Here is a 14,938-nt window from a genome sequence, read left to right as displayed (position 1 = left end):
AAACGTTGGGTAAAAACCTATATATTATTTCGAAGAAATAAGCCTCACACCTCACACCTCACACCTCACACCTCACACCTCACACCTCACACCTCACACCTCACACCTCACACCTCACACCTCACACCTCACTTACTCAATATTTCAAAGCCAATATTTACCGTATTACCATTACCATCTACCAAAGTAAGTATATGTTTACCCGGCGGCGGGTTTAAAGCCATTTGGTGAAAATCTTTGGTTTCGCCCACGTACTGATCGTCCAGGTGCCAGAAGATCTTCATACCGGGTAAACGATGGGCGGCGTTGCAAATCATCCGGCCACGGGTCCCGTCGGCTTCAAGCGGAACGTATATTTTAGCGCCATCTTTCGGGTAGATCACTTCCATGGTGTTGCCATTTTCGGCTTGGGTGCAACCGTCCCTAAATGGCGGCAATACGTGGTATTGATAATTACGGGCCTTGTAATAATATTCCATAGAAGGAGGCAGCACAAACCATTTTTTGTTGATCATATTATCCGGCGATTCGCAATTGCCGTTAACCTGGTATTTGCCATCGACAGATAGGTGGATAAGCTGGTGATATGGACAAACAGGGGCTTTCAATCCACTTTTAGGCACCATCATATCATCCACATCCTCGCAATACTGCCCGGCACGATACCCGCTTTGGTGACATACTGCTATCCGTACCATTTCGCCGGTAGGCATTTCAAACCAATCGCGTGCTATTGGCAGTAGCCTAAATATTTCGAACAGGGCAGGGGCAGCGGTGTTGATGCCTGTTAATCCCGGCCTGCCTTCGCCATCGGTGTTGCCCACCCAAACACCAACTACGTATCTTGGGGTAATGCCAATGGCCCAGCCGTCCCTAAAGCCAAAACTGGTGCCTGTTTTCCAGGCCACCCGTTGGGTGGAGCTGAATTGCTGCCACAACATTTCTTCGCCGGGGCGCATTACTTCCTCCATCGCCTGGAAAGTGTAATAGATAGAAGCTGCATCCAATAGGCCCGATTTTTCCAGTTCGGGTTTTATAACGGGTTGTCTGCTGTAAACCGGGCTATGAAAGTCTAACGGGTTGTATAATCCCTTGTTAGTGGTATAATGATTCAGTACCCGGGCCATATCAGCGTAAGCGCCGCTCAATTCCCATAAAGTATTTTCGCCGCCGCCTAATATTAACGAGAGGCCATAATGGTCTGCCGGTTTAGTCAAGGTGGTGATGCCTGCTTTATGTAAAAAATCATAAAAACGTTCGTACTTAAATTGCTGCAGCATTTTTACGGCCGGCACATTAAGGGAGCGCGATAACGCCCTTGAGGCGGGCACAGCGCCGTCGTACCCTAAATCAAAATTCTCGGGATGATAGCCAGCTATCAGGGTAGGTACATCGGGCAGTAAACTGTTGGGTAATATCAGGCCACTGTGCAGCATAGATGCATATAGCAAAGGCTTTAACGTACTGCCGGGACTGCGTGGCGCATCAATAACATCCACATCACTCTCCATCTGCGGATCTTCGTGGTGAGTGATGTTGCCGGCATAGGCCAGGGTTTGGCCGGTTTCCACATCCAATACAATGGCGGCAATGTTATTGATATCATTGGCTTTTAAAACCTGGTGATGCTGTTCTAAAATATCATTTACCTGCTGTTGTAGTGCCGCTTTTATGCTGGTTTGGATGCGTGTATCACCAACGGGTTTTGCCTTATAGTCGTTTTTAAAACGTTGTAACAGGTGCGGGGCAAGCGATGGGAGTGGCACAGGCCGCTCGGGCACCGGCTCTAATTTAGCCAGGTTGGCGGTGGTGCTATCAATTATACCTTGCTTATATAACCGGGTGAGCAGCAGGTTCCTTTTTTTTTGGAGAATGAGCCTGTTCCTGCCGGGGTGTACCAGCGATGGCGAGTTTGGCAAAACCGCCATAGCAGCCATTTCGCCCCAGGAAAGTTTGTCCGGACTACGACCAAAATATCGCCATGAAGCAGCATCCAATCCAATCACATTGGTGCCGAAGGGGGCATTGCTGGCGTAAAGCGCTAAAACCTCCTTTTTGCTGTGCGTAAGTTCCAGGCGCAAGGCCATAAATATCTCCAGGAACTTATTCCAGATGTTGCGTTTATGCCGGGTTGCCAGCCTGATCACCTGCATGGTTAAGGTACTGCCGCCGCTGGTTACTTTTTTTGATGTGATGTTTTGTTTAAGCGCCCGCCCAAAAGCCAGCGGATCAAAACCGGGGTGGTGTTCAAAGCGTTTATCTTCAAAAGCGATAATGCATTGCTTGAACTTTTCGGGTACACTATCGTTATAGGGAAAGCGCCACTGCCCATCCTGGGCTATGGATGCGCCTAATAACTGGCCTTCATCATCGTCAATTACGTACGATGTGGGGCTTTTGAAGAGGGGGTTTGGCAAACAAAACGCAAATAGCAGGGTTAAAGCAAACAGGATTACCAGTATAAGTATTACTTTTGGTTTTTTTAAGTAAGTTTTGATTCGCGTTAAAACGGTTTGCATTAATAATATTTTCAATAAAGATATATTAAAGCGCTATATAGCCACAATACCTGGCTATCATATAGTTTGATTAAATACAATAATGGCCATACAAAAACTATCAATTATTATCCCTGCTTATAACGAAGGTAACACCATACACCTGATTTTAGATAAAATTAAATCGGTAGCCCTTACTAATGATATTGAGAGGGAAGTAATTATAGTAAACGATTGTTCAAACGATAATACCGAGTTTGCAATTAACGCTTATCAGCACGCTAATCCCGAACTTGACATCCTGTACTTTAAGCACGAAGTAAATAAAGGTAAAGGCGCGGCCTTACATACAGGAATCTCAAAAGCTACCGGCGAATATCTCATTATCCAGGATGCCGACCTGGAATACGATCCATTTGAATATAATGATTTGCTTAAACCTGTGATCAATGGCTTTGCCGATGTGGTTTACGGATCGAGGTTTATGGGGAGTAATCCACACCGCATCCTGTTCTTTTGGCACACTATTGGTAATCGCTGGCTTACTTTTGCCTCCAACATGTTCAGTAACCTGAACTTAACAGATATGGAAACCTGCTATAAATTGTTTGACACCAAAATGATACAGGGTATTCAACTTACCGAAAAACGTTTTGGTTTTGAACCGGAAGTGACTATCAAGATAGCCCGAATCCCCAAGATCAGGATCTACGAAGTGGGCATTTCTTACTATGGCCGTACTTACGAAGAAGGAAAAAAAATAGGATGGAAGGACGGTGTACGAGCTATTTACTGTATCCTGAAATACGGGTTGTTTAAGAGCAAATAGTCAGCTATAGATCAGCGTTAAAAAAACGCAATTCTTTTGCGTTTTGCCCGGTCACTATAGTTCCAAAACTCCGGTCGTCTAATTTAAAGCTATTTACATTCCAGTTTTTGTCGGTTAACAATAAACTATTATCTGCAAATTGCAGGCCTCCCAAACTTGGTATTTGTTTTAGATTTTCATCAAGTCCCTGGCTGGTAGCTTTGGTTAAGGCTTCTTTTCTGGTCCACAATAAAAAGAAGTTTTCTGGAGAGTGCCCTATAAAAACGGTTTCCGCCGGACTAAAATAATCAGGTAAAATTGAAGGGAAATCAAAAGCAGGATCTATCTTTTCGGTATCCACCCCCACATCGGTATTAGCTATCGCGATCAAAACCCAGTCGTTGGTATGGGATACGTTATATTTCAAATCAGATCCCTCAATGTAGGGTTTTCTGTTTGCGTTGGCTTTAAATGTTATTGCGGGGGCATCCAGGTGTAGGTATTTAGCCAGTATTGTTCGTAAACCGGCGCGGCTTACAATAAATCTTATTCGGTCTTTTTCCTGAATGTAACGATTAGCGCGGGCAACTTCGTCGGGCTGTAATATGGTTGAAAAACGTTCCATATCAGTTAATTGGTTTGCAATATTAATTCGCCATACATCAACGCCTGTGTTTAAATTAAACCCACACTGATTTTCAGCCTGCCATTCAATATCCTCCAAAAAAACGATCTCAACTTCAACCTGACCCATGTTGCGAAGTTAGTATAAGAAATTATTTCCCACAAAGCGGATGGAAGGGGAAGGTGGGTTATTGGGAATAAAATTCGCTAAGTTTAAAGAGAAAACGAATTTCTTAAAACCATGTCATTGCTTCGTGCCTCGCAATGACATATTCAATAAAAAACACCTTTCTAAGCCCCTATTTGTTCGCCGCCTCATCAAGGCAGTTTTGCAGTATACTCGCAAAAATCTTATCGTTTGGCGCTTTAAATATAGTATTGTGGCTGCCCGGGATCTTGTGAACATTTACACCTTTTAAGGCATAGGGTTTCCAGCCCATGTATTCAAAATCATCGAGGTAAAAAGTACGGTCTTCCGCACGGAATACTTCTACCGCTATGTCATATGGCTTTAGCTGATAGTTCTTTTCGGCAAGGATGTTCATTTCATCTATCTTGTTAGAGTAGCCAAAAAAGCCTTCCTGCTTTTCGTCGTTGGCCAGTTTCCACAGAGTTTGGGTTAAACGCCGTTTAACACCGGTAGCGTTTTGGGCAACGGTATGTGCAACGCCTTCTTTAAATGACAGGTTGTAAACCAACTTGCGCATAAAAAATTTGCCACGTTTGTAGTATTGTATCGGCATCGGATCAAAATACGGCGAGCGGTACGCATAAGTATCAAACATAGCCAGCATTTTTACCTCTTTACCTATGGTTTCAAACTGTTTGGCCATTTCAAAAGCGATGATGCCACCAAAAGAATATCCGGCAAGTGCGTACGGACCTGTGGGGTTTTGCGCCATGATCGATGCATTGTAATGCGCGGCTATATCACGCAAATTGCTAAGGGGCTCATCAATGCCATTTAAGCCTTTGGCTTGAAGGCCGTAAACCGGCTGATCATCATCCATATTCATTGCAAGCGCGTTAAATAGTAACACGTTTAGGCCAGCCCCATGTACAATGTAGATAGGCATTTTAGTGCCCTGTGGTTTAATAGGCACCAGGGAATCCCAAACGATTGATTTGCCGTCCATTTCCAGCATCAATGCAAGTTTTTCAACCGTAGAATTTTCAAAAAGTGTGGCAAGCGGCAGGCGTTTGCCGGTTAACTTTTCTATGCGTGTCATTACCTGCACGGCAATCAGCGAGTGGCCACCCAGTTCAAAAAAGTTATCATAAATGCCTATGTTCTTGATCTCCAAAAACTCCGACCATACATCGGCAACCAATTTCTCCACATCTGTACGCGGCGCAATAAACAGGTTGATGCTTTCGGCAAGTTTGGTATTTTGATTGGCTAAAACTTTTTTATCTATTTTACCATTTGGCGTTAATGGCATGGCCGGTATAATGATGAAATCATCGGGAACCATGTAGTCTGGTAGTAATGATCGTAAATCTGCCCGCCAGCCTTTAATTTGTGCACTATCGCTTTCGCCCTGGTAGCCATCTTTAATTACAATAAAGGCAACCAGTTTATCAACACCGTATTTATCGGGCCGGGCTATAACCACGGCTTCCTTTACATTATGTTGGTTTACCAGGTGGTATTCAATTTCGCCGGCCTCTATACGATAACCACGGATCTTGATCTGTGAATCTATCCGACCCAGACATTCAATCTCGCCGTTAGCCATAAACCTGCCCATATCGCCTGTGCGATACATTTTTGCACCAGGAATGGCCAGGAAGGGGTCATTCACAAACTTTTCAATAGTCAACACAGGCTGATTGAGGTAGCCCTTGGCAACGCCATCGCCGCCTATATAAATTTCCCCCTCGATGCCTGCGGGCAAGGGATTTTGAAAATTATCTAAAATATAGATGGATGTATTATCAATAGGCCTACCAACTGTGATCAGCTCATCATCAGCTTTGATTTCTTTAATGGTCGACCAGATAGTAGTCTCTGTTGGGCCATACACATTCCAAAGGCTTGCTGCTTGTTTTACCACGCGCTCGGCGAGTTCCTTAGGCAAGGCTTCGCCACCACATAACACTTTTAATGGCGTTGAATTATCCCAACCGGCTTCCAGCATAATGCGCCAGGTATAAGGTGTGGCTTGCATTATGGTAACACTCTCGTTTTTAATAATATCCAATAACGCGCGCCCGTCTTTGGCGGTGTCGCTATCGGCAATAATCACCTGCGCGCCGCTAATGAGGGGTAAAAATAACTCGAGGCCCGAAATATCAAAGCTGATGGTGGTTACAGCCAATAATTTATCACCTGCGCTAACACCAGGTACTTTTTGCATGCTGTACAAAAAGTTAATTAAGGCGCTATGGTTTATTTGTACACCTTTAGGGTTGCCTGTTGAACCAGACGTGTACAAGATATAAACCAGGTCGTCGCCGGTTAAATCAATTTCAGGATCGGTAGCGGGGTATTGGTTAAGTGATGCCCAGGCATCTTCCAATACAATTTCTTTGGCGCTTGACTGGTACCTGTTTTTGTGTTTTTTTGAAACGATGAGCACCACAGCAGCCGAATCGCTCAGCATATAATTAATGCGGCCTAATGGAAACTGTGGATCAAGTGGAATATAAATAGCCCCGGTTTTCATGATACCCAGCATTACGGCAACCATTTCGGCAGCGCGATCAACAGCAAAAGCTATTTTATCGCCTTTTTTAACACCTTGGTTTATCAGGAGTGTGGCAAATTGGTTGGCTTTGCTATCAAGCTGTTGATAAGTTAAGGTATTTTGTCCGAATTTTACGGCAACATTATTGCCAAACTCATCAACATGCTCACTTATTACTTTGTGTAAAGGCTTGTTTTTATCGTAAGCAGCTTCGGTACTGTTCCAGATGTTAAGCTGTCTGATAAGGACATCAGTATTTTTTAATGGAATATTACCCAATAAAGTATCAGGATCTGCAATCAATTGCCTCAATAAAAACTCAAACTCGCCCATCATGTTAAAGATGGTTGAGGCCTGGAAAAGCTGGGTATTGTATGACCATTCTAACACCAGGGCTTCATCCCGCCCCGAAATGTTTACGAAGATCTCGAAGTTTTCAAATTCCCTTGGATTACTGTGCAGATGATGTTTTAATCCATAAAAAGCAACATCATCATCCATGCCCATATCAATGTTAAACATCACCGGTACCAGCGGAATCCTTGAAGCGTCTCGGGCGATGTTCAGTTTTTTGAGCAGGCTGCCAAAAGTATATAGCTGATGATCATAGGCATCCAGTATTGACGAATTTCTGATCTTTAAATAATTTCTGAAAGTTTGATCGGCCTTGGGATGACTACGTAAAGCTAACAAGTTAACGCAGTGGCCAACAAGCCGGAATGTACCGGTTGCTGATTGCCCGGCGGCGGGTAAGCCTAAGATTACCTCGTCCTGCCCGGTTAAGCGTTGTAAAAATATCTCAAACGCGGCCAGTAACGTAGTAACAAAACTTGTTCCGTTGGTTTTACCCAATTTTTTTAAGCCGAGCGTAAGCGTAGGATCTAAATTAAAATCGTCTCGATGACTTTTAAAAGTGCGCACGCTGGGGCGAGGCAGATCTGCGGGCAGGTTTACATAATGACCGCTGCCCTTAAATTCATTGAGCCAGTATTTTTCAGTCTCTTTAAATTCGGCAGTTTGCTCATACGCCAATTGCCCGGCAGCATATTCACTAAACAGGGGGGCATCGGGCAGTATAATAGTTTCTTCTTTGGCATAAGCTGAGTAAAACTTGCTCAGATCCTGCATCATGATCCCTATTGACCATCCATCGCAAATAATATGATGGGCCACCAGGGTTAGCAAGTGCTCATGTTCGCTTAGTTTAATCAGGCTTGCTTTAAAAAGCGGGCCGTTAACCAAATCAAAAGGGGTTAAGGCAATAACTTTGTTGAAGTTGCTGATGAAAAGTTGCAGATCGTCTGCTGATTGTTCGGCAAGGTCCTGGTAATCTACGTCAAGTGGCAGGTTGGTGTAAATGCAGCTGTATTTGCCATCGGCACTAAAGCATGAGCGTAAGGCCTGGTGGCGTTTTGCAAGATCCTGTAGCGCGTTAACCATTGCAGTATGGTTAAAGGCACCGCTTAGCAGCAGCGAAAACGATTCGTTATAAGCACAGTTGGCACCATCGCCGCCAATAAGGCACGATGTCCAGATTTCCAGTTGCGATTCCGTAGCAGGCGCAACCATTTGCAGTTCGGGGCCGGCAAAGGGGTCAAAATCTACCGGGCTTGTATCATATGTGTATAAGGTGTCCAAAATTTAGTTACTGCTTATTTTTACCTGTAAAAATTTGCCGGGATTATTGTTATCGCTAACAAACCAACCGGGGTTGCCGTCTTTATCACGACCCAATTTGGCACCAGGAATAGGGGGATCCGCAGGTATGGCAATTGGTGTATTATTAATTTTCTGAGGTTTTGCAGTCGGGATAAAACCAGCTTCAATTAACTCATCAACACTTTCCTTAAAGGCTGTAATGATCTGGTCTATTTCTTCATCGGTATGTGCATCGGTTATAAAACATGGGAACAAATCCCATATATGGATGCCTTTGTAACGCATTAAGGTAAACAACAATTCGCCGTAGGCCAGCTCATATTTGAATTTGATTTTCCATAATGAACCGAACGAAGGTGAATACAATGGGATACCTTTCTGTTCACATATGACATTCAGCGCATCGCTCAAACGTTTGGTGCGGGCATTCAACTCTTCTTGTAATGCAGGACCGCGCTCTTTCATATAAAGCAAAGTGGCTTTACCGGCAGCCAAGGCTAATGGATGGCGTACAAAAGTGCCTGCAAAGTAAGTTACACCTGCTTCCGGCTGCGAATCATCGCCATATTGCCAGGTACCGCCGTCAAGCGCGTCCATATATTTTTTAATACCGGCAATAGCGCCAATAGGCATACCGCCGCCAATAACTTTACCATAAGTACCCAAATCGGCTTTAATGCCAAACATAGCCTGAGCACCACCGGGATGCATCCTGAAACCCGAGATCACTTCATCAAAGATCAAAACCGTTTCGGATTTTTGGGTGATCTCTCTCAGTTTTTTAAGGAACATTACCGGCTGAAATTCTGGTCGCCTGCTTTGTACTGGTTCAACCAATACGGCTGCAAATTCATGGGCGCGTTCGGCTATTATTTTAAGTGTTTCTTCGGTACCATAATCCAAGATCAGCATATTTTGCACAACCTCGGGCATGATTCCCGGTGCTGCCGGTACAGTCTTTAATTTTTTGGTGCCGCGAACAATCACCTCGTCATTAATACCATGATACGATCCGCTGAAGGCCACGATGGTTGAACGACCGGTTACTGTACGCGCTATACGCATAGCACCTAAAACCGCTTCGGAACCTGTATTACAAACCGCGGCACGGTCAAAATTGGTGAACTCACAGATCAGCTTACAAACATCGCCGGCCAATTCATGTTGCGGGCCTATCTCATAACCTTTTTCTACCTGCTCAAGTACTGCTTTTTTTAGTAGATCAGCCTGGTAACCCAAAAAGTTTGAGCCAAATCCATTTAGTGCATCTACATATTCATTGCCATCAATATCCCAAACATGACTGCCTTTTGAGCGGTTAACCACCAATGGATAAACCAGCTCTTTAGTTAAAGGACGGAAACCGCTTACCACCCGGGGATCGGCCATATACGGCCGGTCTTTTTGGGTTTGGGCTTTGCTGCCTTTGGTTTTGGCGTTATATTTTATAGTCAGGTCAGCCAAAAATGCGGTCTGCTTATCGTCAAGTTCTAAAGTTTGTTTTTCAATACGGGCAGTAGCTCCAAATGGTTTTTTTAGTTCTATTTGTTCTTCCTGTGTCAATTCCAATCCCTGGTGATTTGCTTTTGCCGGGGTAATGGCAGGAGAGATGGCATTGTAATGAGCGGGGGCTGCTTGCTGTACTAAGGCCCCGCCACCTTGTATAAAAGACAATTGGCTGTTTAATAACTGTAGTTGTTGCGATATTAAATTGATGATCAGGTCATTATTATTAGTTACTGTGCCATTACCTGAGGGCGCAGGTGCGACAAATGTTGGCTGATAAGCTGCAGTAATAGGAGCAGAAGCTATAGCTTCCGGTTTTAACACATCTGCAGGTAGGTTAGCATCCAGGTAGCCGGCCAACAAAACAAGGCTGTTGTATTCTTCAAAAAGTTTCCTGAAGGTAATAGGAACGTTAAACTGCTTTTTAAGGTTAGTAGCTATCTGTGTTAAGGATAGCGAATCAAACCCTATTTCAATAAAATTTACACCCGTGCCAGCGGCATCAATTTCAATGCCTGATGCATCTTCAAATATCACCCTTAGTTTATTAATTAACAGATCTTTTCTTGTTTGCATTGTTTGGGTGCTCATAATTGGGGGTTGTGGTGCAGTATCGTTGGCAATAGTTTCAACGGTATTCAGTATTACGGCAGGTTCAAGCCAGTAACGTTTATGATCAAAGGCATAAGTTGGCAGATCTATCCTGTTGCGTTGTTGCCCGGCATAAACGCCTTTCCAGGCCGGTTCAATGCCATTTAACCACAGTTGCCCCAGTGCCTTTAATACGTGATAATACTCACCATTAGTTTCGTTTTTTTCAAATCCCGATATAACGGTAACATTTCTATCGGCAACATGTTGCCTTGCCAGGGTTGCTAATATATTTCCTGGTCCGGCTTCTAAGTAAAGGCGACCTTCATCTTCCTGTAAGGTATCTAAGGCGCTTGCAAAGCGTACGGTTTTACGCAGATGCTGCGACCAATAAGTTGAATCAGTTGCCTCTGCACCGCTCATCCAATTGCCGGTAACGGTAGATACGATGGGCTTGGTTGGGATATTTAATTTGATTGACCTTACCACCGCCTCAAATTCGCCAACAATACCATCCATCATGGCCGAGTGAAACGCGTGACTGGTTAGTAATAATCTGCTCGGAATTCCTTCTCCGGCCAGTTGTTCGGCAAAGGAGTTGATCACGTTTGTAGGGCCGGCAACCACGCAAAGTTTGCGGGTGTTAATAGCCGCTATAGATAGCTTTGCGGGTAAAAGGGCTTCAAGTTTGGATGCTTCCAAACGTACAGATAACATGCTGCCGGGTTCGACGCTGTTTACCAAACGGGCCCTTTCAGAGATCAGCTTTACCGCATCGGCCAGGCTAAATACACCAGCCAGGTGCGCCGCAACAAATTCGCCTATGCTGTGACCGGTTAGTATCTGCGGCTCAATACCGTAGCTTATCCATAATTTGGCCATGGCATATTCTAAAATAAATATGGCAGGTTGGGCGTATAAAGTTTGTTTTATTTTTTCTGGAGATGCTGTATCCGCAACTTTAGGATAAATAATATCCAGTAGGTTTTCGTGTACAGTACCCTTTAACAGACTGATACATTCATCAACGGCGGCGGCAAAAATAGGCTCAGTTTCATAAAGCTCCAATCCCATACCCGGGTATTGCGAACCCTGGCCGGGAAACATAAATACAACTTCGGAAGCCTTGGTCGCCAAATTTTTTGATGCTGATGGTTCTGCTTCGGGTGTGTTTAACTTACTTAATAAAGCATCGTTATCCGCGGCTATTACAAACCTACGCAGGTTAAAATCGGCACGGGTGCTTTGCAGGGTATAAGCAATATCGCCAGTATTAATGGTTTTATTTTGTTCGATAAAAGCACCCAGTTTTTTGGCGTAATTATTTAAGCTCGTCTCAGTTTTGGCCGACCAAGTGATCAGGCTCAACGGTTTGCTTTCGGATGCAGCGGCTTGTTCGGCTACAAACTCCTCCAATACCACGTGAACATTGGTGCCACCAACACCAAACGAGCTTATGCCGGCACGCCTGATGCTGTCAGTATCCCAGTTAGCTAATGTACTGTTAACGTAAAAAGGACTATCAGTAATAGCGATATTCGGGTTAATCTGGTTATAAAACAGCGAAGGCGGAATTTGCTTATTGCGCATAGCCAAAGTTGTTTTAATTAGCCCTGCCACCCCCGATGCCGCAGTTAAATGCCCCATATTACTTTTGACAGAGCCAATAGCGCAAAATTGTGTTTTATCCTGCTGGCCAAAAGCAAGGTTAAGACCTTCAAGTTCGATAGGGTCGCCTAATGGGGTAGCCGTGCCATGGGCTTCTACATAGCTAATGGTTGATGCTTCAATGCCGGCATCGTCAATAGCCATGGCAATAGCACCGGCCTGGCCATGCGCGCTTGGGCCGCTAAAGCTGCTTTTGGCTGCACCATCGTTATTAATGCCAACGCCTTTAATTACAGCGTAAATGGTATCGCCATCGCGTTTGGCATCTTCCAATGATTTTAATAGTACAACGCCTGCACCATCGCTAAACACGGTGCCGGTTGCTTCGGCGTCAAAAGTACGGGTATGGCCATCTATACTCATGATAGAGCCCTCTTCGTAAAAATGCCCGCTGTTTATGGGTGAGGTTATGGATGCCGCGCCGGCAATAGCTACGCTGCATTGCCCGCTACGAATACTGCTCACCGCTTGGGTCACTGCCAACAATGAGGTTGAACAGGCCGCGTAAACAGCTACTGCCGGTCCTTCCAAATTTAACTGGAACGCCGTGCGTGTGGCTATATAATCCTTTTCATTTAAAAGCCTTACCTGGAAATGCCCGGTACGCTCTACTATTTCGGGATTGGTGAGCACATTTTTGTTGTAATAGGTATTGTAACCGCAACCTGCAAATACACCTACCAATCCGCTGTATTTTTGAGGTAAGTAACCTGTTTTTTCCAATACTTCCCAGGCTATCTCCAAAAATACGCGTTGCTGTGGATCCATCAATTCGGCATTGCGTGGGTTAAAACCAAAAAAGCCGGCATCAAACATATCAGCACCATCAATAATGCCCCTTGCTTTTACATAATAAGGATCATTTTTAACACTGATTGGAATCGATTTGTCAATTTCACCAGCAGTAAAAAAGCTGATGCCTTCTTTACCATCGCTCAGCAGTTGCCAAAACTCATCAATGGTATTTGCACCCGGGAACCGACCGGCCATACCTATAATGGCTATATCCTGGTTGCCGGTATTATCTTTATTTTTTTTAATCGAAAGGAGTGGGACCGTTTTATTTGATCCGCTTAAAAAGTTAGCCAGGCCGCTAATGGTTGGGTATTGGTATAACTTAGTAATGGGTACATCTAAATTTAAATCCTGTTTTAAAGTGGCAACGGTTTTAAGCGCGAGTAATGAGTTACCGCCAAGCAGGAAAAAATCGTCATCAATACCAATCTTATCTATCTGCAATAAGGCCGACCATACACCCCTAATGTTTTTCTCTATCCGCGTAGCCGGTGCTTTGTATAAAGTTGCCAGTTCAGGTCTGTCTATTCCTGGATTTGGCAGGGCTTTCCTATCTACCTTGCCACTGGTTGTTTTAGGTAATTCTTTTAGCCAAACATAGGCCGATGGCAGCATAAAGTCGGGCAGTTGCTGCTCCATGTTTTTACGTACCGGGGCTGTATTTTGGTCGTCTGATGATGATACCAAATAAGCCAAAAGCCTCTTTTGCCCGGCGGCATCTTCGCGGGCAATAACCACCGCTTGTTGGATGTTTTGTAACTTGTTGAGCAATACTTCTATCTCGCCCAATTCCACACGGTTGCCACGAATTTTTACCTGGGTATCTTTGCGGCCAAGGTATTCGATGTTACCATCGGGCAGGTAGCGGGCCAAATCGCCGGTGCGGTATATGCGGGTGGCATGTTCTTCGGTTTCCTGGTAAAAAGTGAATTTTTCGGCAGTGAGTTCGGGTTTATTCAGATAACCATTAGCCAGGCTGATCCCCGCGACACAAAGCTCACCGGTTTCTCCGTATGGTACTGCTTTGAGGTTTTCATCAAGGATGATAATATCTGTTTGGCTTATCGGCACTCCAATAGAAGGCAGTGCCGACCATAAAGTAGCATCCCCACTTAACTTAAGTTCGGTAACCACATGGGTTTCGGTAGGGCCGTATTGATTGTACAATGCCGCGCCGGGCAATGCTTTAAAGAAAGCCGTAACCTGTGGGGTTACTTTTAGCTGTTCACCCGCGGTCATCACCTCCTGTAAACAGGCGGGGATATGCTTATTAGCTATTGCTGCTTCTGTTAAATATTGTAAAACCACAAAAGGCAAAAAGATGCGGTTTATGGATTGATGTTCAATATAATCTAAAAGTTTAACCGGGTCAATGCGTAGGTCTTCATCAATCAATACCAAAGTGCCACCTGTAGTTAGCGTGGCAAAGATCTCCTGGAACGATACATCAAAAGTTAAAGGTGCAAACTGTAACGTGTTTGTGCCGGTTGTGGCGATTGATTTTTCCTTTTGCCATAACAGCAGGTTAGCCAATGCCGCATGGCCCATCACAACACCTTTCGGTGTGCCTGTTGAGCCGGATGTATACAGCACATAAGCACCATCGGGTTTATTAGTTGGCGATGGTATTGTTGATTCGGGATATTTTTTATCTGATAACAGGATCCCAATAGGCATCGATTCAAAAAGTGATTTCTGGCCTTCTGTGATCAGGCAGGTATCGATGCCCGAATCGGTAATGATTTGTTCAAGCCTGTCTTTAGGATAACCGGCATCTAAGGGCAAATAGGCTTTACCTGCCTTCAGGATAGCCAACACACTTACAATGGTATCAACACTGCGTAATGCACTTACACCTATGAGGGTTGATTGCGGGGATTTTTTTAAAATTAGAGCTGCAAGATTGTTGGCCTGTTGGTTTAGATGGGTGTACGTGAGTTGCCTGCTACCATAAGTAACAGCCACAACACCGGGCGTTATTTGCGCTTGTTGCTCAAATAACCGGTGAACATATGTGGTACTATTGATACCTTCTTCAACTACACTTCCGGTATTAATATTCATTAAGTTCGATGAGGTTAGCTATGGTTCTACTGGCC

General features: G+C 44.5%; 5 protein-coding genes. 1 reads left to right on the top strand and 4 read right to left on the bottom strand.

Features of this window, described 5'->3' with window-relative positions:
- Positions 1-128 precede the first annotated feature (128 nt).
- Entirely contained in the window at positions 129-2,534 is a 2,406-nt protein-coding gene (gene pbpC / locus FHS10_RS20485; RefSeq protein WP_259094109.1) for a penicillin-binding protein 1C, read from the bottom strand.
- Between the two features lie 67 nt (positions 2,535-2,601).
- Between pbpC and FHS10_RS20480 the strand changes: the two genes are divergently transcribed.
- Positions 2,602-3,327 (top strand): glycosyltransferase family 2 protein, encoded by a 726-nt coding sequence (locus FHS10_RS20480; protein WP_259094108.1) that lies wholly within the window; start codon positions 2,602-2,604, stop codon positions 3,325-3,327.
- Positions 3,328-3,331: 4 nt separating this feature from the next.
- On the opposite strand, the gene FHS10_RS20475 is transcribed toward FHS10_RS20480, so the two are convergent.
- The 3 genes from FHS10_RS20475 to FHS10_RS20465 form a co-directional block, all read right to left on the bottom strand.
- Positions 3,332-4,060: a 4'-phosphopantetheinyl transferase family protein gene (locus tag FHS10_RS20475; protein WP_259094107.1), complete on the bottom strand. Its 729-nt coding sequence runs from the start codon at positions 4,058-4,060 to the stop codon at positions 3,332-3,334.
- 169 nt (positions 4,061-4,229) lie between these two features.
- Positions 4,230-8,258, bottom strand: coding sequence for a non-ribosomal peptide synthetase (locus FHS10_RS20470; protein WP_259094105.1), 4,029 nt, complete (start codon positions 8,256-8,258; stop codon positions 4,230-4,232).
- A 3-nt stretch (positions 8,259-8,261) separates the two neighbouring features.
- Positions 8,262-14,903, bottom strand: a complete 6,642-nt coding sequence (locus FHS10_RS20465) for a polyketide synthase (RefSeq protein WP_259094103.1) — start codon at positions 14,901-14,903, stop codon at positions 8,262-8,264.
- Between the last annotated feature and the right edge of the window lie 35 nt (positions 14,904-14,938).

Origin of the sequence: Mucilaginibacter dorajii, from assembly GCF_024808255.1 — a bacterium.
Classification (GTDB): domain Bacteria; phylum Bacteroidota; class Bacteroidia; order Sphingobacteriales; family Sphingobacteriaceae; genus Mucilaginibacter; species Mucilaginibacter dorajii.
This window is presented reverse-complemented; position numbering and strand designations above follow the sequence as displayed.